This window comes from Ekhidna sp. ABH4_415 (assembly GCF_056161305.1).
The window spans coordinates 274,321-292,245 of sequence record NZ_JBSWYW010000003.1; the positions used below are offsets into that span (position 1 = coordinate 274,321).

Consider the following 17,925-nt stretch of genomic DNA (forward strand, 5'->3'; position numbering starts at 1 on the left):
TTTGCGAATCGCTTTATGGATTCATCCCGCAAAATTTTAATTGTAACCTATTATTGGCCACCAAGTGGGGGAGTGGGTGTGCAGCGATGGATGAATTTTGCCATCCAACTAAAAAAACGTGGATGGGAACCATGGGTTTTGACTCCAGAAAATCCACAGTTTGAAATTAGTGATGAGAAACTCCTGGAGCGAGTAAAAGATATTCCTGTCGTCAAGTTGCCGATATGGGAGCCTTTCAATCTGTTTCACGCTCTCACAGGAAACAAAGATCGCAAAAATGTTCAGCAGGGGCTGGTGCTGGAAAAGTCAGGCAGGTCATTTAAGGATAGCCTTATGATATGGATCCGTGGAAACTTGCTTATTCCGGATCCTCGCCTGTTTTGGATTCGCCCTGCAGCAAAACGAGCTATTAAGCTTATTGAAGAAGAAGGGATTGGTGCCATAATTACAACAGGACCGCCTCATAGCATGCATTTGATTGGTAAACGAGTAAAGAAAAAAACGGGTGTAAAATGGTTAGCTGATTTTAGAGACCCCTGGAGTAAGTGGGATGTGCTGGAGAAACTGAAAACATCTTCAATGGCATTAAACATACATAAGAGGTTGGAAAAGGCTGTTCTTGATCTTGCCGACACTGGCATTACTGTGAGCGCCAGCTTGGCAAAATCTTTTGGAGGAATTGAGGTAATCCATAATGGGGTCACTATTCAAAATAAATCAGTGGAAATTCCTAATACGTCTCATTTCACCATTGGCTATTTTGGACTTCTCAATGAGCTAAGAAACCCACGTCAGTTGTGGCACCTGTTGGATCAGATGTGTAGAGAAAATCAAGTCTTTGCCAACAAACTTCGAATCCGGATAGGTGGAATCGTTTCTGAATCGATAAAGGGCGAAATATCCGAATTGAATGAATTAAAAAGTAAGGTGGATTTTTTAGGGTATCTACCTCATGAATCAATTCAGGATGAATATAGGAAATGTGATATTTTGCTTCTTTTATTGAATAAGTCTGATAATTCTAATTGGATTCTTCCGGTAAAGTTTTTCGAGTATCTGGCTGCTCAGCGGATGATTTTAGGGTTAGGAGAGAGAAGAAGCGACTTGGGAGAGTTGATGAATTCTAAAGATGTAGGAGAAATATTGGCTTATTCAGAAATTGATTCAATCAGAGGATTTTTAGAGGACGTATTTGAGAATGAACGAAAACCCAATACAGAGGATACAATGTCTCTATTGGAGAAATTTTCTCATGAAAAGCTGGTTGATAAATTAGAGGAATTGATAAAGAAATAATGGAAAAAATTCGAGTTGGAATTATCGGGTGCGGACGAATAGCACGACGACATGCTGGTCATATTGATAGGCTTGGAGAGCTGGTTGCTGTCTGTGATGTAAATGAAGAAAAGGCAAACTCGCTTGGGGAGGAATATGGTGTGTCATCGTTCACGACTGAGGATGAGCTTTTACAAGTGAAAGAAATGGATGTGGTGGCCGTCTGTTCTCCAAATGGATTGCATGCCAAGCATAGTATTGCTGCGCTCAAAGCAGGCTTTCATGTGCTTTGTGAAAAACCCATGGCGCTCACATCCTCTGATTGCGAAGAGATGATTAAAACCGCCGAGCGATGTAATCGACGCTTGTTCATCGTTAAACAAAACAGGTTTAATCCGGCCATTGAGGCTGTGAAAGAAAAAATTGATGCGGGGGCTTTCGGTGACATTTACTCTATGCAGCTCAATTGTTTTTGGAATCGCAATTTTGCTTATTACCAAAACTCTGACTGGAAAGGAACCAAAGAGCTCGACGGTGGAACACTCTTCACTCAGTTTAGCCATTTTATCGATTTGCTCTATTGGATGATAGGCGATGTGGAGGAGGCTTCAGCACTTATCCATAATTATGCTCATCAGGAAGTGATAGAGTTTGAGGATACCGGGGTGGTGTCTTTAAAGTTTAAGAATGGTGTATTGGGTACTATCAACTATACGGTCAATTCATTTGCCAAGAATATGGAAGGATCCATTACCATTTTTGGTGAAAGAGGAACTGTAAAAGTAGGGGGTCAATATTTGAATAAGCTTGAGTATCAGTCTTTCGAAGGAGAGGGGATCGGTGAGCTAAGGGCCGGAAATCCTGCGAATGAATATGGTGAATATCAGGGAAGCATGAGTAACCACGATCGAGTTTACGAAAACCTGATTGACGTTCTCCAAAAAGGAGGTAGTATCGCTACCAATGGCCTAGAGGGACTTAAGACCGTAGAGATTATTGAGAAAATTTACAAAGCTGCAAATGGCTGATTTATTCATTGTTGGTGATGCAGGTGGAACCGGCACTCAGTGGCGTGTTGTGAAAGGTGAAAATATTCAACAGTTCGAAACCATTGGATTTAATGCCTACACCCATGATGTAAATGATCTGAAAAAGAGTATCTCGCAAACATTTGGTAAAGAAATTGAAAAAGGAATACCTGCCTATTTTTATTCAGCCGGAGTAGATACTGACGAGCAAGCTGAAGAAGTTAAGAAGGCACTTAGGGATGTTTTTGGAGATAATGTAAAGGTTGAAAATGACCTACTGGGTGTGGCCAGAGGTCTCTGTGGAAAAGAAGAGGGAAATGTATGTATCCTTGGTACCGGGGCAAATGCCTGCTTCTATGATGGGCAGTCGGTAAATAAAGTAAGCGCCTCGCTTGGATATATTCTAGGCGATGAGGGGAGTGGGGCTTATTTGGGGAAGAAGTTGCTAGCCAGGGTATTTCGCGGACAGATCTCTGAAGAAATTAACTATTCGTTTCAGGAAAAATTGAATCTGTCTCCTCATCAGGCAATACAAAAGATATACAATAAGCCCAAACCCAATCATTTCCTGGCTTCATTCGCTACATTTATTCATGAGCATCGAAATCATCCGGAAATCTACCAATTGATCAAACAGTCCTTCAACGATTTCTTTGATGCCTTTTTTCATTCCTCAGAATATCACAATAGGCCATTCCATTTTTCAGGATCGGTCGCACATTATTTTTCAGATATTCTAAGAGAAGTAGGAAATGAACAAGGGTTTTTCATTAGAAACATCGTACAATCACCCATTGCTGGATTAGTTTTATATCATCAAAAGCATGGCTAAAAAACCACTTACAGAGTCAGACTCTAAATACGATCATTTAGAAAAAATGGCTGTTGGAGAGCTATTAAAAAATATTAATAAAGAGGATCAGGCGGTTCCATCAGTGGTGCAGAAGTGCATTCCTCAAATTGAAGAATTGGTGTTGGGAATCATTCCACGAATGCAACAGGGCGGGCGATTATTTTATATTGGAGCAGGCACAAGTGGTCGTCTCGGGATAGTTGATGCTTCTGAGTGTCCGCCTACGTTTGGAGTCTCTCACGATTTAGTCATCGGGATTATTGCGGGTGGAGATGGTGCTATCAGAAAAGCCGTAGAGTTTGCAGAAGATGATCCAAAACAGGGTTGGGAAGACGTTATGAAGTTTGATATTACAGCTCTTGATACGGTAATAGGAATTGCAGCCTCAGGACGTACGCCTTATGTGATTGGAGCTATAAAATCAGCCCGAGAGTTTGGCTGTTTGACCGGATGTATTACCTGCAATTCAGACACAGAGTTGGCCAGTGTTTCAGAACACCCCATTGAAGCATTGGTTGGGCCGGAGTTTGTCACCGGAAGCACGCGTATGAAAGCAGGAACCGCTCAAAAGCTTATTTTAAACATGATTTCAACAACGGTTATGGTCCAGCTAGGGCATGTTTCAGGCAATAAAATGGTGGATATGCAGCTCAGTAATGAGAAGCTGGTGGAGCGAGGTATACAGATACTTGTAGAGAAGCTAAACGTGTCTACCGAAGAAGCTAAAAACCTCCTGTTAGATCATGGGTCTGTCAGAGCAGCCATTCATGCATATCAAAGCTAGTCTTTCTTTTAGTTGCATTTTTATTTTATTAATTTGGTTTCGGGCTTTTCGTAAAACGCAAAATTTTCTTTGTTAAGAAACTATTAAATATTCTCAGGGAAAATTTAAACGTAAAAAAACATCTATTAACACGATAGATTCTACTTTTGTGAGGCTTTATTAAACCAAAATTGAAAAACTTAAAAGCATGAAGAAAATTTTACTAACTGTGACGCTTGTGCTCACTGCGTTTGTAATGATGGCGCAAGGGGTCGTAACCGGTAAAGTGGTAGATTCGGAGACCGGAGAAGGTCTACCAGGAGCTACTGTTTTAATTGAAGGTACTACACTTGGTACTATCACGAACATCAATGGGGAATTTAGTTTAAATGTTCCTTCCAGTGGTTCTGTAATAGTAGTAAGTTATGTTGGTTTCAAGGATTCAGTTTTAAGACTACAGGATGGTCAATCCGATCTGGGAACGATCAACCTCGAGTCTGGAGTTACTGAATTATCTACGCTTGAGATTATAGCGTCTAGATCAACACAAGAAACACCTTATACTTTTACTGACCTTGAGAAAAAGGATATTCAGCAAAACCTTGGTTCAAGGGACCTTCCTTTGGTGCTAAATGCTGCTCCTTCATTTTACTCAACCAATCAGGGTGGTGGTGCTGGAGATGCAAGATTGAACGTACGAGGATTCAACCAACGAAATGTTGCAATCATGATCAATGGTGTGCCTGTTAATGACATGGAAAACGGATGGGTGTACTGGTCAAACTGGGATGGATTAGGTGATGCTGCTCAATCTATTCAGTTGCAAAGAGGAATGAGCCCAGTAAACTTAGCAGTGCCTTCTATTGGTGGTACTCTTAATATCATTACTGACCCTGCGTCAAGAGGTAAAGGAACCATGATAAAGCAAGAGGTGGGTAGCTGGAACTTCAGAAAAACAACAGCGACATTCAACTCTGGTCTCATTGATGATAAGTGGGCGATTTCTGGAACGATTGTCAGAAAAACAGGCGATGGTTTTTACGATGGCCTTTACACTGATGCCTGGGCATATTATTTAGGTGCTTCTTATCAGTTGAATGATAACAACAAATTCGAAGCTTTTCTGGTGGGGGCACCACAGTCTCACGGGCAGAACCTATACAGACAAAATATTGCAACCTATGACAGAAATTACGCGCTTGGTCTTGATGGATATGAAGTTGCTGCTACAGATGATTTCTTAGAGCAAGGTAGAAGTTTCAACCAAAACTACGGTGGAGTAGATGCTTCATACAATGGAAAGCAATACTGGGGTATGTATAATACCCGTAGCAGAAGCAGAAAAAGCTCGAATTATATCCTTGAGCGAGAAAACTTTTTCCACAAGCCACAATTTAACTTAAACTGGTATCACTCATTCAATGACAATATGCAGTTATCAACTGTTGCATATTGGTCTGGTGGTCACGGTGGTGGAGCCGGAACTTTCGGTGAAGTTATTAGAAAAGACGCGTATGGTGTAAATGGCACACAACAGCCATTCTTTTTCGGACCATCTCCATGGGAGTGGGACTGGAATGCAACAATCGCTATCAACGAAGGACCAGCTCAAGCATGGGTTAATGATTTTGATTCAGGTACCAAGCAGGATGGAGAATCCATTGGTATTTTGAGAAGTAGTAGAAACAATCAATATACGATTGGTGCTATTTCAAAGCTATTCTGGGATGTGAATGAGAATATCTCCTTACAACTTGGTGTTGATTGGAGAACGGCTACTATAGATCACTTCAGAGAGGTAAGAGATCTTCTTGGAGGAAGCTATTTTAGGTACACAGGTAATGTATTCGAAACACAAGAATGGCAGTACAGAAAAAGATTAGGTGATAAAGTCGATTACGACTACACCAATACTGTAGACTGGATAGGCACCTTTGCACAAGGAACGTATACTACTGATGCTTTGACAGTTTCTTTGACAACTGGATTTACAAGCACGAAATACAGCCACGAGAATCACTTCTTGTCTGACGATGGTACTGCGAACGGTAACAAGCTTACTATTAATCCTAACGCATTCACTGGGTATCAGGTAAAAGGTGGAGTTTCGTACAAGGTGAATGACAACTTGAACACCTATGCTAATGCAGGATTCATCTCTCAAAATCCAAACTTTGATAGAGTAATTGATGATGAGAGTTTCATCCTTTTCGACGATCCGGAAAATCAAGATTTCAGCTCATTTGAAGCTGGATTAACATATCGTTTAGGTTCAGATATAGTAATTAATGCTAATTACTATAACACATTGTGGTCTAATAGAACTCAAAAGGAGGAAATAGAAGATCCGGATGGAAACGATATTTTCGCATTAATAACGGGTATTGAGCAAAGAAATACTGGGGTTGAAATTGAAGCATCATGGAAGCCAAATCAGATCATTAGAATCGATGGAGCTGCTTCTTTTGGTAACTGGACATTTACTGATGATACAGAAGTGACTATTACCGAAAATGACGCGGAAGGTAATGTGTTAAACAGATTTACTGAGACACTTTACATCAAAGATTTGAAAGTAGGAGATGCTCCACAGACGCAATTCTACCTTTCTGGTACATTCACTCCAACTCCAAATCTTACTTTCAAAGCGGATTACAGATTCTACGCTGATTTCTACTCTGACTTCAATCCAATCGGAAGAACTGCATTAGAAGATGCAGATGGTGATGGAAATGCAAATGAAAGACCACAAGCATGGAAAGTTCCATCTTATGGTGTTGTTGATTTACATGCTTTCTATACCATTCCTACGAAAGGTACCGGATTTACAATGCAAGTATTTGCGCACGTTTTCAATGCATTTGATGAATTATATATTCAGGATGCTGGCGATAACAGCCGATTCAACTCGTACGATGGAGATCATGATGCTGATGATGCAGAAGTTTTCCTTGGTCTTCCAAGAAACTTCAACGCAGGTATTCAGATCAACTTCTAAGAAACATCTAACTTAATCATTTAAACCTCTGACGATATCGTCAGAGGTTTTTTGTTTCTATGGCCGGCATCTACCTTTGCAGCAATGCATACCATTACTCCATACGAGCGCTGGAATCAATATTACAATTCCAGCTACGACGATCGTTCACCTTTTGCTGGTAAGGAGTATAATTATGATCTCTACTCTGAGAATATCTATGGTTACTACATTGATCCAGCCTGGGATTTTTTCGGCTCAGAAACACTTTATATCAAAATCATTTTCGCGGACTACAAGCTGGGATTTGCGGTCATTGAAATGATAGGAGAGTGGAATGATGCACTCAATAATGATATCATGCAGCTGAAAAGGAACATCATCGAGCATATGATTTCTTTCGGCATTAACAAATTTGCCCTAGTAGGTGAAAACATTATGAATTTTCATGGCAGTGATGACTGCTATTATGAAGAATGGTTTGAAGACGTGGAAGACGGGTGGATTGCCGGTATCAACTTCCGGGACTTTATTGTTGATGAAATGAAGATGTATAACATTGACAATTACATCAATATGTCTGGCAGTCTTCAGATAGAAAAATGGCGAACGTTACCCCCGCTTCGGTTCTTCGAGCTGGTAAATGGGCTGATATCCAGAAGGCTGGCTATTTAGTTACTGTCTGTTTTTCTAGCTGTGCCAGTGCTGTAGGTAGATCCATTCGATTCATTCGTGCAATGACCTCTTCGCTCAATTTCAAAAAATCCTCGGCCACATCACTTTGCTCGGTGAAAGAGTATAATGATTGACATTGCTCGTTTGCTTCGCTCACACGAATTGACTCCCTAATTCGTTGATCCAAAATAAGGCTTCCAAGTTCTTGCTCAGCTTCACGTACAATCTTCTGATGAAACAGCGTATGTTTCCGGTAGAGGTTGAAGAAAATCCCAAGGATATTAAGTGGCTTTTCTTTTTCAACCTCATTTAAGTACCCGAGTAGTTTTTTGAATCCTGAAACTGAAAATGAGCCCGGTGTTGCGGGAATCAGAATGCCATCGATGTTAGCAATGAAGGATTTCACAGTAACTCCAAAATGGGTAGGGAAATCCAATAAAATAATGTCGTATTGGTGTCTGATGGCTGATAGTAACTTATAAAAAATGATTTGTCCAAATGAAATGAACTGTGTATTTGATTCCATTTCAGCCATGCAATAATCGCCGGGAATGAGATGCAGATATGGATGAACGACAATTGGCTCTATTCGGGGTTGCTCATTGTGAAGTATCTTTTTTGCTAGGGTAAAAAGAGTGGCGCTTGAAGTAGGTTCAGTGCTTAGCACTTGCGTCAGATTGGATTGAGGGTCACAATCGATTACTAAAACTTTAAATGCCCGTGACCAGGAGTGTGCAAGGCTGAGTGCTGTGCTGGTCTTACCAACCCCACCTTTAAAGTTATATACCGCTATTGTTTGGGACATACTATTCTTAAGTCAAATTCCATCCAGCAGCGGTGATTTTTAGGAATGTTAAAATAGTAAAATTTATTCTTAAAATGATGCTACTTATTGATTTTATTTGGAGTCCATCATTTTTACTTCTGCGACTTCAGAAATCAGGTATTTTTTCTTGGTCTCAATCTCCTGACAAACGGATCGTGTTCTTTTCTTTTCTAGTTTAACAAACGACTTGTTGTTAAAGAAAAAGGGAACTCCTACCTGAACATCTTTTAACAGTATTTTACCGTTCGGTTCATCAAATTGCTTTAGGATTTGATAAAGCACAGGATCTGAGCAGCTAGATGCTTTCGGATTTTTAAAGTATTTATTTAATGCGTTTAAAACATTTGGGTGAAAAACGTCGGCATTGAGCATTGGGATGGATACCTGCTTAAAGCACTCTTTCCACTCTTTACCGTGAGGTTGAATCCGTCGGCCATATTGCTTAAAAGCGATGAGGTGGGCAACCTCGTGGAGATATGTTACCAGAAAGGCAAATGGATTCAGGTCATTGTTGACAGTGATGGTATGTCTCTCAGCCTTAGGATTATATCGATAATCCCCCAGTTTTGTCTGCCTGGCCTTTTTTATTTTAAACTCAAAGCCAAGCTTTTCATAGAGTTTGACACAGTAAACGACTGCACTTTCGGGAACAAATTTTCTAAAGACCTCTTCGGAAGTCATTTTTTTCTAAAAACCATTTTTATTGGTACACCCCTAAAATCAAAATGTTCGCGCATTCTGTTGGTCAGGTAGCGCTGATAAGGTTCTTTGATGTATTGAGGGAAATTACAGAAATAGGCAAACGTTGGTGTATGCGTGGGTAGTTGGGTGATGTATTTGATCTTGATATAATGACCCCTGACAGCAGGAGGAGGATAGTTCTCGATCTCTTTTCCCATCACCTCATTCAGCTTGGATGTTGGAATCCTTCTTGATCTGTTCTCATAAACCTGCAGAGCTAGCTCCAGCGTTTGCATGATTCGCTGCTTGTTTAGCACGGAAGTGAAAATTACCGGTATGTAATTCAATGGTCCCAGTTTTTCTTCGAGAAATTTTCTGTAAGTGTCAGCGGTCTTAGAGTCTTTATCCTGCAAGTCCCACTTATTCACCATCAGCACAATTCCCTTTTTATATTTATGAGCCAGACCGATGATATTCATATCCTGTGATTCCAGGCCAGTTTCCGCATCAATCATGACGATACACACGTCTGAGTCTTGAATTGCCTGAACAGCCCTCAATACGGAATAGAACTCAATATTTTCTTTAACCCGAGATTTCTTTCTAATTCCTGCAGTATCAGTAAGAATAAAGTCTTTGCCAAAAAGATTGTATCTGGTATTTACTGCATCACGGGTTGTGCCAGCTATATCCGTCACAATGCTGCGCTCTTTGCCCACCAGCGCGTTAATAAACGAAGACTTTCCGACATTTGGACGACCCACGATTGCTATACGAGGAACATCATCTTTCTCAATTTCTTCCTCATCAAAACCCTTGACGACCTCATCTAACAAATCTCCGGTACCAGCTCCGCTGGCAGCCGCAATGGCAAAAAGAGGTGCATCCAACCCCAGTGAGTAAAACTCATTGGAAGCTAATAGTTTTTCCTGGTTATCAGCCTTATTGGCTACCAGGTATATGGGCTTTTCAATCTCACGAATGACATTGGCAAAATCCTGATCCAGCCCATGCATGCCGGTATCACAGTCCACCATAAACAGGATGGCTGTGGCTTCTTCCAATGCTTCTTTTACTTGCGTTCGAATCGCACCTTCGAATATGTCATCTGATCCCTCCACATACCCTCCGGTATCAATAACGGTAAATTTTTTACCATTCCATTCCCCATAGCCATAATGCCGGTCTCGGGTGACACCCGACTCATTATCCATGATGGCCTGCTTCTTTTCGATCAGTCGATTGAAAAGGGTGGATTTACCTACATTAGGTCTGCCTACAATTGCTAAAACATTGGCCATCAGCGCATTTTTTAATTAATGTGCGAAATTAAGGCAAACAGTCACCAAACCCCTAGTTTGTCATTCAGGATTTAATCTGTTAACGAAAGTGCGGCTATTTTTTCGATACTATCAGTAGTCATCTCTATCAAGAGAGTCAAGTGGCAAGCCATTCATTTGTAACGAATCCAGACGCAAAGAATCAGATTGTAATGAATCCATCTGAAGTAGTTGCATTCTGAGAGAGTCGGCTCTTCGTATTGAATCCTCACGTGCCTGTCTTGCAAGCTCCTCCAGTCGAGCTATCTCTTTCAGTCTTTCGATCTCTTCACGTGCAATCTCGATGGCTTTATCCAAAACCTCATCTTTTCCGGCACGGATACCCTTCACTGTTGGTGTCACTTCCACATCTGGCACAATCCCTACCCGCTGCACATTACTTCCATCCGGATAATACACACCAATTGCTGTCATAGAAGTATACAATCGTCCCAGGATGGCAAATTTGGAAACATTGCCAAGGGTGCCTGCGGTTTGGTTGCCAACAACTGTTACGTTGGGAGCTGTTTGCAGGCACATCGCCGCAAATTCTGTGTTGTTTTGTGTCTCATCATTAACAAGTAATATCACATTGCCCTTGAAATAATCTGCATTTTGGGAACCGCATCTTTGCTCACCTTCCCAGATAAATTTGCCTGGGTAGCTTAAATCTGGTTTTGCGAACCTTGCAAAGACAGTGTCCGATGGATTTAAATATTTGGAGATAGCCCGATAAGTGCCTCTTGGGCTTTTCCTCAAATCAAAAATGATGAATTGTTGCTCCATAAGCTCACTCATCATGGCATCAACATCGCCCGCTGTTAGTTTGCCCATGTCAACATACCCGACTGAGTCTTCTACGATTGTCCATTTTTCTCCTGAATTATCACCATCATAGCTAAGGTCAGCGTATTTGTATAGTGTCGGAGTTGCTGTTCGTGTCGTTCCATTTCGATCAATTGTGACCTGTGGGGCCTCTTTTATGCCCATAAAAAGGGTGTGGTAAATGCTTCGATCTTTTACCGCATCATTCGATCCCCAAATATATTTTCTGTTTGTCTCATGCATAGCCACAGCAGACCGGCCGTTGATGGTTTTTAGTATATCACCTACCTGCAAGTCGCTTGCCTGCGCCTTTGATCGATCTATGATCTCAGTAATGATTACTTCACCTTCAATCAAGTCGAACTTGGCAGGTAGATAGTTATAATATGGCATTTCATCCAGCTCAGGTGTTACTAATCCAGCATGACTGTCATCTGCCTTTACAATCAATTCCAACATAGCGAGGTGAAATGCTAGCTTGGTGTCTGCCTGCTGAAATTTGGGAATCATTTCTTTGAGCACATCATCCCAGTCCTGATCGGTCAGGTGCTTATGAGGGTAGAAATATTCAATATAATTCCAATATCGAAATAGGGGAAGCAGTCGCTGATTGGGTTCTTTCCACAAAAAGTTATAATCCGGACCTTCATTTTTAGGTTCAAATTGCTCGGCTTTTCCTTCAGTTAGATAAAAATGATTACCCTGGAATCTATTTCTTTCAATGTTTTTAAAGGTCTTTCTAAACTCATCAGTAAAGCGGCGATCCTGAGTCCACGAAAGGTCAAAATTTTCAAGGAAATGGTTTTCCTGGTTGACATTATTACAACTGCTACATGGAGGAACCTGGCCCATGTAGTAGATCCATTTGGATATGTAGTCGGAAAACTCTGTGTAGGTTTGGTATTTGGCAGTTTTCTCAATGATGCTTTGCAATTTTTCATCCCAGTTGTAGGACCCTTTGGCTACCAGTGGATGGTAGTACTTTAGAAAACCCCATATTTTGCCAACATAGAAAAGTCGATCAACTTCAGTCAGCTGATTCTCAACATGATGTGTTGCTTTTGGAGCAAAAGAAGTATGAACTGAAAAGCAAAGTGCCAGTAGGAGCAGAACGAAAGGTCGCATGAGTAGATTACATTGTTTAGTAACCAAACCTACTCAATTTTCGGTCATCTTTTCGCCAGTCCTTTTCAACTTTTACAAATGTTTGAAGGTGGATCTTCTTACCGAAGAATGCTTCCATGTCCTTGCGGGCCTGCGTTCCCACCTTTTTGATAGACTCTGCCTTCTTCCCAATAAGAATTCCTTTCTGACTATCGCGCTCTACATAGATTTCTGCCTCGATGCGGATGATACTGTCTTCTTCTTTGAAGCTGGTAACCACCACCTCTGAGCTGTAGGGAATCTCTTGCTGGTAGTTTATGAATATCTTTTCGCGGATGATCTCAGCACAGATAAATCGCTCGCTCTTGTCGGTCATCTCATCTTCAGAGAAATACGCCGGGTGCTGAGGAAGTAGCTCGAGGATTCTGTTCAGTAATTCATCTGTCCCTTTTTGTTCCAGCGCCGAGATGGTCATGATCTCCAGATCTGGATACAACTCTTTCCAGTAGGCGGTTTTATCGTACGTCTGTGAGCCTTTATTTTGATCCGTCTTGTTAATAAGAAAGATCATGGGAGCCTGAGCCTGCTGTGCCATCTCAATGAGCTGTGGATATTCGTTTTTATCTTCCAGCGCCACCATGAAGAGTATCACATCTGCATCCTCTAGTGCTTGCCGAACGTATCCCATCATTTTTTCTTGCAGTTTGTATGCCGGATCGATTGCCCCAGGCGTATCAGAAAAGACGATCTGGTAGTTGTCCTTGGTGAGGATTCCAAACATGCGGTGGCGGGTAGTCTGGGCTTTGCTGCTGGTGATGGCCAGCTTTTCGTTCATTAGTGCGTTTAGGAGGGTGGACTTACCTACATTGGGTCGGCCGATGATATTTACAAAGCCGGATTTAAAATTGGTCGCATCGCTCATAGTGGGATAATTAATGAGCCCTAAGCTCGTTTCATCTTTATAAAAGCAAAACTATGCGTATAATACCAACCATACTAGCTCTGGTTATTTTTACGAGTGCTGGGGCTCAAAATAAGGAAGTGCAGGCCATCGAAACACAGGCTGTTCAGTTTTCAAAATACCTGATGGCCGGAGATCGCTCTAAGGTGATCTCGATGTACACGAAAGATGCCAAAATCTTCCCAACCGATTTAAACATCTTAGAAGGGGAGGAACTTAAGAATTACTGGAACCCTGCTGTTGAGCAATCGTGGAAAACGACCTATCACAAATTAACACCTGTCGAAATTAAAGTATGGGGAGATGAAGCATACGACTATGGCTACTATGAGGGAACTTCTTCTAACGGTGAGCAAACGTCAGACTGGCGTGGAAAGTACGTTGTGATCTGGCGCAAGGAGGAGGGAGAATGGAAGATATATTTAGATATTTGGAACAGAATAAAATTGGATGGATAAATTCTTTTGGTGTTCTGATTATTCTGTCTAATTTTGCAGCTCACATCGCGGGATGGAGCAGTTGGTAGCTCGTCGGGCTCATAACCCGAAGGTCGCAGGTTCGAGTCCTGCTCCCGCTACTAAGAAAGAAGCCTCAGAGAAATTTGAGGCTTTTTTTATTGGGATTGAAGGTCGTTTATTCGTTGTTCATTTTGGGTCCTCTCCTGCCAATAAAATTAAACCCTTGGCTTTTTTCATCAAACATATCTATAGTGTTCACTGTTGAAATTCAAATTTGAATAATGAAATACGTGATTTTGGTTTTTGCAGTGCTGCTCGGTGATACCTTAAAAATAGATTTTGATAAGGAAGAATTAAATTCCTGGTACATTGTGAATGATGGAGTTATGGGTGGTCTGTCAAAAGGTAAAAGTGTGTTTACAGAAGATGGGACATTATTTTACGGTAAAGTGTCATTAGAGAATAATGGCGGATTTACTTCTTTTCGTGGACCATTTAAGGAATATGAGCTTTCTAATTACTCCAAAGTAACCATTCGTTATCAAAGCACTGGAATTCGCATAGCGCTCCAAATGGAGGTGGATAAACGCTTTTACTATCCAAACTTCAAAATCAATTTACCTAATACAGATGGATGGGAAACCTTATCCTTTCCCCTGAGACAGGTGGATCAGTATCGAATGGGAAATGCTACGGGAAGATCCATGACTGACGATAACAAAAGTGAGATCATTCGTATCGGATTTATTACAAATGAAAAAAGAGCGGGTGATTTTAGCTTTGAAGTGGATTACGTTGAGTTCAAATAGCTGTCAACTTATTTTGCCCAGCTAAAATGCTTATCTACCAACCGCTGTTTATTTTCCTCCATGAATTCAATCAGCTCGCTTTGGGCAGGGGTTAACACTTTTCCTTTGTTATAAATCAAATTCCAGCGTGTAATAACTGGGAGACCCTGGAGTGGTATTAAAGTGATATGCTCTCTGGCAAGCGCCGTTCTTAACCCGATCAGTGGAACAATAGATACACCAAGACCGGCAAAAATTGCCTGCTTCACTGCTTCATTGGATACCAGTTCCATTGATTTGTTCACCTTAATTTTCTTGCTCTCCAGATAGTGCTCCATTGCATTGCGTGTGGCAGATCCTTTTTCACGAAACAACAGGGTGACTTTTTCCAGGTCTTTCGGTCTCTTGATTTTGTCTCTGTATTCCAGGTTACCTACAAGATTCAGTTGATTATCCATGAGCTCAACTGCATGCACATGAAGCTCATCGGGCACTACAGATACCAGCGAAAAGTCACTATCATTTTTATGCAACCCCTCAATTACTTTATTCTTATTTGACACATCAATTGATATTTCTACTCCAGGGTAAGTGTCCATAAATTCCTTTAAGAAGTAAGGAATTACATATTTACCCGTTGAAACTACAGAAATTTTGATTTTGCCTGTCATCAAGCCTTTATATTGATCAATCGTATATTTAATTCCATCGGCTTCTTCAAGGATTCTCCGGCTTCTGATTACAATTTCTTTTCCAAAATCCGTGACATATAGCTGCCTTCCAATGACTTCTGTCAACGGTAATTCAAATTGCTCCTGCAATTTTTTTAGCTGAATTGAGATCGCAGGTTGTGTTAAATGTAATTCTTCGGCTGCCTTAGTAATGCTCTGTAAATCAGATACTTTAAGAAAGATCCTCAACTGGTGAAGCGTGTAATTCATTTATTATAGTTTATGTAATACATAATAAAATTAAATAAAAATTAATGAATTATACCTCCTACATTCGCAGTTGTTTAACCAAATAAAAAAAATATTAAACATGTCACTTTTAATGAAATCAATGCCCGTTGCAGAGTCAGTAAAAAAATCTGCAGAGAACAGATCTGCAAGTTCAAATGCGATCAATGATAAATTGACAATTTCCATGCATGTATCTAATCAACAAGTGAGTTCTATGAAAGACGAGCTTAAGCAAGAAATGCAAGCACAGTCTCCGGGCCTAAAGGATCTTCTTCTGGAAGTAGTCAACGAAAAGGGCGAAGAGGAAAAAATGGAAATGATCAGTATTTCTGGTAATGAAATTGAACTCGATGGCGTCTCTCAGATGACCCTACACAGCTTTTTGCTGGAAGCAGAAAAATTGGGTAAAAATATTACCTATACGCGCACTTTGAAAGTAGAAATTACTGATTAATCCAATAAGAAAAGCTATCGATGAAAAAGTTAAGGAACATACTTATTGGGTTTGTCCTGGGTGGAGCGTTTGGTGCGAAGGTCGGCGCGTATCTCGAAAGACTGTTGGAAATGCCTGCTTCATCCAATTTAATGGAAGCAGGATTCAACTATGGGACCATAATAGGCTCGTCTGCGGCAGTCATTTTCATGATTGCCTACGCGGTTGCGAGTATTCAATTAAATACGAGCAATAAGTCAGAAAAATGGCGTGTAGCGACGAATGGGTAAGCCATCAGCTGAATAACTAAACAATAAATCATGCAAAATTTATATACAATCATCCCGGTTTTAGCACCTCTGATGCTGTTTGTTTTCGCCAGTTTGTGTTTGCTTAATTTGACAAAAGCAAGAGTGCTAACTAACAGGCATATTCAGATTGTCGGTGTGATTGGAATAATCATATCATTGATAAGTGCCTACATTGTCATCGATCAGGGTGCGGTTCAATCCGGATTGATCGGGCTCAAAGGATTGGGATTATCCATTCGTTTGGATGCTTTGAGTGTAACCATGCTCACAATGATTTCGATCCTGGCATTTGTAATACTGAGGTTCAGTGCCAATTATCTGGATGGTGACCCAAGAAAGGATGTCTTTTTCTGCAGGTTAGCTACCACCATTGCTTCTGTAGAGCTACTTATCCTATCAGGTAACTTGTTTCAGATTCTGGCTTTGTGGGTAATCACGAGTGTTTGTCTTCACTATTTGTTGATTTTTTATCGAAGCAGACCACAAGCCATAGCTGCAGCACGAAAGAAGTTTATCGTAGCTAGACTTGGAGATATAAGCCTTCTTGTAGCAGTCGGTTTAATCTACCTTTCATTCAGTACCGGGGATTTAAATGAAATCTTTTCAAAAATTCAGGAAGGAGTGGTTTTAACACCGCAGTTTACCCTGGCGACCGTATTGCTGGTACTAACGGCAGTCCTTAAGTCTGCTCAATTTCCAACACATGGATGGTTGATAGAAGTGGTTGAAACGCCAACTCCTGTATCTGCTTTACTTCATGCTGGCTTGTTAAATGCAGGTCCATTTTTGATGGTAAGGCTCGGATACCTGATGATTGAATCCACAACCGCTTCTGTGATGCTCATCGCGATCGGTGGGTTTACAGCCATGTTTGCTTCTGTAGTCTATCTCACACAGCCATCAGTTAAAGTATCGCTTGGCTACTCGAGCGTGGCTCATATGGGGTTTTCCCTGCTACTCTGTGGATTAGGTATTTATTCTGCGGCAATTTTGCATGTGGTAGCTCACTCCTTTTACAAAGCTCATGCATTCTTGTCATCTGGAAGTGCAGTAGAGCAGATTAGAGCTCAAAAGATTCGGCTGCCTAAAAGATTGGGTAGTGCCTGGCGAGTCGGTGTGAGTGTTCTGTTTCCTCTTGTGGTATATACATGCTTCTGTTACTTCTGGGGTTTCAATTTCCAGGCTGATTTTAGCTTGATAGTTATTGGTGCAATTATCGTTCTTGGCTTAGGCCAAATGATGGCTGCAACCGTGGATACCAACGGTAGACCAAAAGCAATGATCATATCGATCGGGGTTACAATAGGGGTCATTCTTAGTTTCTTCACCCTGGAGCATGGAGCAAGAGCTATGCTAGGATCTGAATTGCCTAATGTACAAATGCCCGTGTTGGCAATTCAAGTGAGTGCGTTGATTTTGGTTTCTATTTACATGACCATTCTTCTAATCCAATTAATAGCTTTCAAATGGAGTAAATCCGATTTAGCATATAGAGTGGGTGTTCACTTGAGAAATGGCCTATACGCCAATGTGATTTTTGATCGCATAATCGGCTCTTTGAAGCATGAGAAATTTAAATGGGCCAACCTCTCAGTAAACGAAGAGATTGAGTCATCTAAAGAAGCTGAAAAATCAGACCAGATGAGATTGCCCAGCCAGGAATTACTTCTAAGTAACCAATAAGAA

17 protein-coding genes and 1 tRNA gene are annotated in these 17,925 nt (G+C 41.0%); 12 read left to right on the forward strand and 6 right to left on the reverse strand.

The features are described 5' to 3' along the window. Positions 1-15 precede the first annotated feature (15 nt). The 6 genes from ACXAH9_RS06540 (at position 16) to ACXAH9_RS06565 (ending at position 7,571) form a co-directional block, all read left to right on the forward strand. Positions 16-1,296: a glycosyltransferase family protein gene (locus ACXAH9_RS06540; protein ID WP_474894052.1), complete on the forward strand. Its 1,281-nt coding sequence runs from the start codon at positions 16-18 to the stop codon at positions 1,294-1,296. Next, positions 1,296-2,303 (forward strand): Gfo/Idh/MocA family protein, encoded by a 1,008-nt coding sequence (locus ACXAH9_RS06545; RefSeq protein WP_474894053.1) that lies wholly within the window; start codon positions 1,296-1,298, stop codon positions 2,301-2,303. The genes ACXAH9_RS06540 and ACXAH9_RS06545 overlap by 1 nt, the downstream gene beginning before the upstream one ends. Then, a complete protein-coding gene (locus tag ACXAH9_RS06550; RefSeq protein ID WP_474894054.1) occupies positions 2,296-3,135 on the forward strand; it encodes a hypothetical protein in 840 nt (279 codons plus the stop codon). The genes ACXAH9_RS06545 and ACXAH9_RS06550 overlap by 8 nt, the downstream gene beginning before the upstream one ends. After that, the gene (gene murQ, locus ACXAH9_RS06555) at positions 3,128-3,940 is read left to right on the forward strand and encodes an N-acetylmuramic acid 6-phosphate etherase (RefSeq protein WP_474894055.1); all 813 of its coding nucleotides are present in this window, start codon (positions 3,128-3,130) and stop codon (positions 3,938-3,940) included. Before ACXAH9_RS06550 ends, murQ begins: the two co-directional genes overlap by 8 nt. Before the next feature lie 187 nt (positions 3,941-4,127). Further along, positions 4,128-6,917, forward strand: coding sequence for a TonB-dependent receptor (locus tag ACXAH9_RS06560; RefSeq protein ID WP_474894056.1), 2,790 nt, complete (start codon positions 4,128-4,130; stop codon positions 6,915-6,917). Positions 6,918-7,001: 84 nt separating this feature from the next. Next, positions 7,002-7,571 (forward strand): hypothetical protein, encoded by a 570-nt coding sequence (locus ACXAH9_RS06565; protein WP_474894057.1) that lies wholly within the window; start codon positions 7,002-7,004, stop codon positions 7,569-7,571. Here ACXAH9_RS06565 and ACXAH9_RS06570 read toward each other — a convergent pair. The 5 genes from ACXAH9_RS06570 to era all read right to left on the reverse strand — a co-directional run bounded on the left by ACXAH9_RS06570 (position 7,564) and on the right by era (position 13,248). Continuing rightward, entirely contained in the window at positions 7,564-8,376 is an 813-nt protein-coding gene (locus ACXAH9_RS06570; RefSeq protein ID WP_474894058.1) for a ParA family protein, read from the reverse strand. The genes ACXAH9_RS06565 and ACXAH9_RS06570 overlap by 8 nt on opposite strands. Positions 8,377-8,469: 93 nt before the next feature. After that, positions 8,470-9,078, reverse strand: coding sequence for a SprT-like domain-containing protein (locus ACXAH9_RS06575; RefSeq protein WP_474894059.1), 609 nt, complete (start codon positions 9,076-9,078; stop codon positions 8,470-8,472). Next, a complete protein-coding gene (gene der, locus ACXAH9_RS06580) occupies positions 9,075-10,379 on the reverse strand; it encodes a ribosome biogenesis GTPase Der (protein WP_474894060.1) in 1,305 nt (434 codons plus the stop codon). The genes ACXAH9_RS06575 and der overlap by 4 nt, the downstream gene beginning before the upstream one ends. A gap of 111 nt (positions 10,380-10,490) precedes the next feature. Next, positions 10,491-12,347 carry a S41 family peptidase gene (locus ACXAH9_RS06585; protein ID WP_474894061.1) on the reverse strand — a complete coding sequence of 619 codons (1,857 nt, stop codon included), beginning with the start codon at positions 12,345-12,347 and terminating at the stop codon, positions 10,491-10,493. 16 nt (positions 12,348-12,363) lie between these two features. Beyond that, a complete protein-coding gene (era, locus tag ACXAH9_RS06590; protein WP_474894062.1) occupies positions 12,364-13,248 on the reverse strand; it encodes a GTPase Era in 885 nt (294 codons plus the stop codon). A gap of 53 nt (positions 13,249-13,301) precedes the next feature. Here era and ACXAH9_RS06595 point away from each other — a divergent pair, with 53 nt between their 5' ends. From ACXAH9_RS06595 to ACXAH9_RS06605, 3 genes are all read left to right on the forward strand, one after another. Beyond that, entirely contained in the window at positions 13,302-13,745 is a 444-nt protein-coding gene (locus ACXAH9_RS06595; RefSeq protein ID WP_474894063.1) for a YybH family protein, read from the forward strand. Positions 13,746-13,791: 46 nt separating this feature from the next. Then, positions 13,792-13,864, forward strand: a tRNA-Met gene (locus ACXAH9_RS06600). 162 nt (positions 13,865-14,026) lie between these two features. After that, positions 14,027-14,554: a CIA30 family protein gene (locus ACXAH9_RS06605; RefSeq protein WP_474894064.1), complete on the forward strand. Its 528-nt coding sequence runs from the start codon at positions 14,027-14,029 to the stop codon at positions 14,552-14,554. Between the two features lie 8 nt (positions 14,555-14,562). On the opposite strand, the gene ACXAH9_RS06610 is transcribed toward ACXAH9_RS06605, so the two are convergent. Next, positions 14,563-15,474, reverse strand: coding sequence for a LysR family transcriptional regulator (locus tag ACXAH9_RS06610; protein ID WP_474894065.1), 912 nt, complete (start codon positions 15,472-15,474; stop codon positions 14,563-14,565). 100 nt (positions 15,475-15,574) lie between these two features. Between ACXAH9_RS06610 and ACXAH9_RS06615 the strand changes: the two genes are divergently transcribed. From ACXAH9_RS06615 to ACXAH9_RS06625, 3 genes are read left to right on the forward strand one after another with little or no spacing between them, the layout of a single operon-like run. Further along, positions 15,575-15,949: a hypothetical protein gene (locus ACXAH9_RS06615; RefSeq protein ID WP_474894066.1), complete on the forward strand. Its 375-nt coding sequence runs from the start codon at positions 15,575-15,577 to the stop codon at positions 15,947-15,949. A gap of 20 nt (positions 15,950-15,969) precedes the next feature. Continuing rightward, a complete protein-coding gene (locus ACXAH9_RS06620; protein WP_474894067.1) occupies positions 15,970-16,218 on the forward strand; it encodes a hypothetical protein in 249 nt (82 codons plus the stop codon). Positions 16,219-16,248: 30 nt separating this feature from the next. Next, positions 16,249-17,922: a proton-conducting transporter transmembrane domain-containing protein gene (locus ACXAH9_RS06625; RefSeq protein ID WP_474894068.1), complete on the forward strand. Its 1,674-nt coding sequence runs from the start codon at positions 16,249-16,251 to the stop codon at positions 17,920-17,922. Positions 17,923-17,925 lie beyond the last annotated feature (3 nt).

Bases quoted from the DNA above. Each gene is read 5' to 3' on its own strand.
- ACXAH9_RS06575 (WP_474894059.1), bottom strand. From the start codon at position 9,078: ATGACTTCCGAAGAGGTCTTTAGAAAATTTGTTCCCGAAAGTGCAGTC.
- ACXAH9_RS06550 (WP_474894054.1), top strand. From the start codon at position 2,296: ATGGCTGATTTATTCATTGTTGGTGATGCAGGTGGAACCGGCACTCAG.
- ACXAH9_RS06595 (WP_474894063.1), top strand. From the start codon at position 13,302: ATGCGTATAATACCAACCATACTAGCTCTGGTTATTTTTACGAGTGCT.
- ACXAH9_RS06605 (WP_474894064.1), top strand. From the start codon at position 14,027: ATGAAATACGTGATTTTGGTTTTTGCAGTGCTGCTCGGTGATACCTTA.
- ACXAH9_RS06585 (WP_474894061.1), bottom strand. From the start codon at position 12,347: ATGCGACCTTTCGTTCTGCTCCTACTGGCACTTTGCTTTTCAGTTCAT.
- era (WP_474894062.1), bottom strand. From the start codon at position 13,248: ATGAGCGATGCGACCAATTTTAAATCCGGCTTTGTAAATATCATCGGC.
- ACXAH9_RS06560 (WP_474894056.1), top strand. From the start codon at position 4,128: ATGAAGAAAATTTTACTAACTGTGACGCTTGTGCTCACTGCGTTTGTA.
- der (WP_474894060.1), bottom strand. From the start codon at position 10,379: ATGGCCAATGTTTTAGCAATTGTAGGCAGACCTAATGTAGGTAAATCC.
- ACXAH9_RS06610 (WP_474894065.1), bottom strand. From the start codon at position 15,474: ATGAATTACACGCTTCACCAGTTGAGGATCTTTCTTAAAGTATCTGAT.
- ACXAH9_RS06540 (WP_474894052.1), top strand. From the start codon at position 16: ATGGATTCATCCCGCAAAATTTTAATTGTAACCTATTATTGGCCACCA.
- murQ (WP_474894055.1), top strand. From the start codon at position 3,128: ATGGCTAAAAAACCACTTACAGAGTCAGACTCTAAATACGATCATTTA.
- ACXAH9_RS06615 (WP_474894066.1), top strand. From the start codon at position 15,575: ATGTCACTTTTAATGAAATCAATGCCCGTTGCAGAGTCAGTAAAAAAA.
- ACXAH9_RS06565 (WP_474894057.1), top strand. From the start codon at position 7,002: ATGCATACCATTACTCCATACGAGCGCTGGAATCAATATTACAATTCC.
- ACXAH9_RS06625 (WP_474894068.1), top strand. From the start codon at position 16,249: ATGCAAAATTTATATACAATCATCCCGGTTTTAGCACCTCTGATGCTG.
- ACXAH9_RS06545 (WP_474894053.1), top strand. From the start codon at position 1,296: ATGGAAAAAATTCGAGTTGGAATTATCGGGTGCGGACGAATAGCACGA.
- ACXAH9_RS06570 (WP_474894058.1), bottom strand. From the start codon at position 8,376: ATGTCCCAAACAATAGCGGTATATAACTTTAAAGGTGGGGTTGGTAAG.
- ACXAH9_RS06620 (WP_474894067.1), top strand. From the start codon at position 15,970: ATGAAAAAGTTAAGGAACATACTTATTGGGTTTGTCCTGGGTGGAGCG.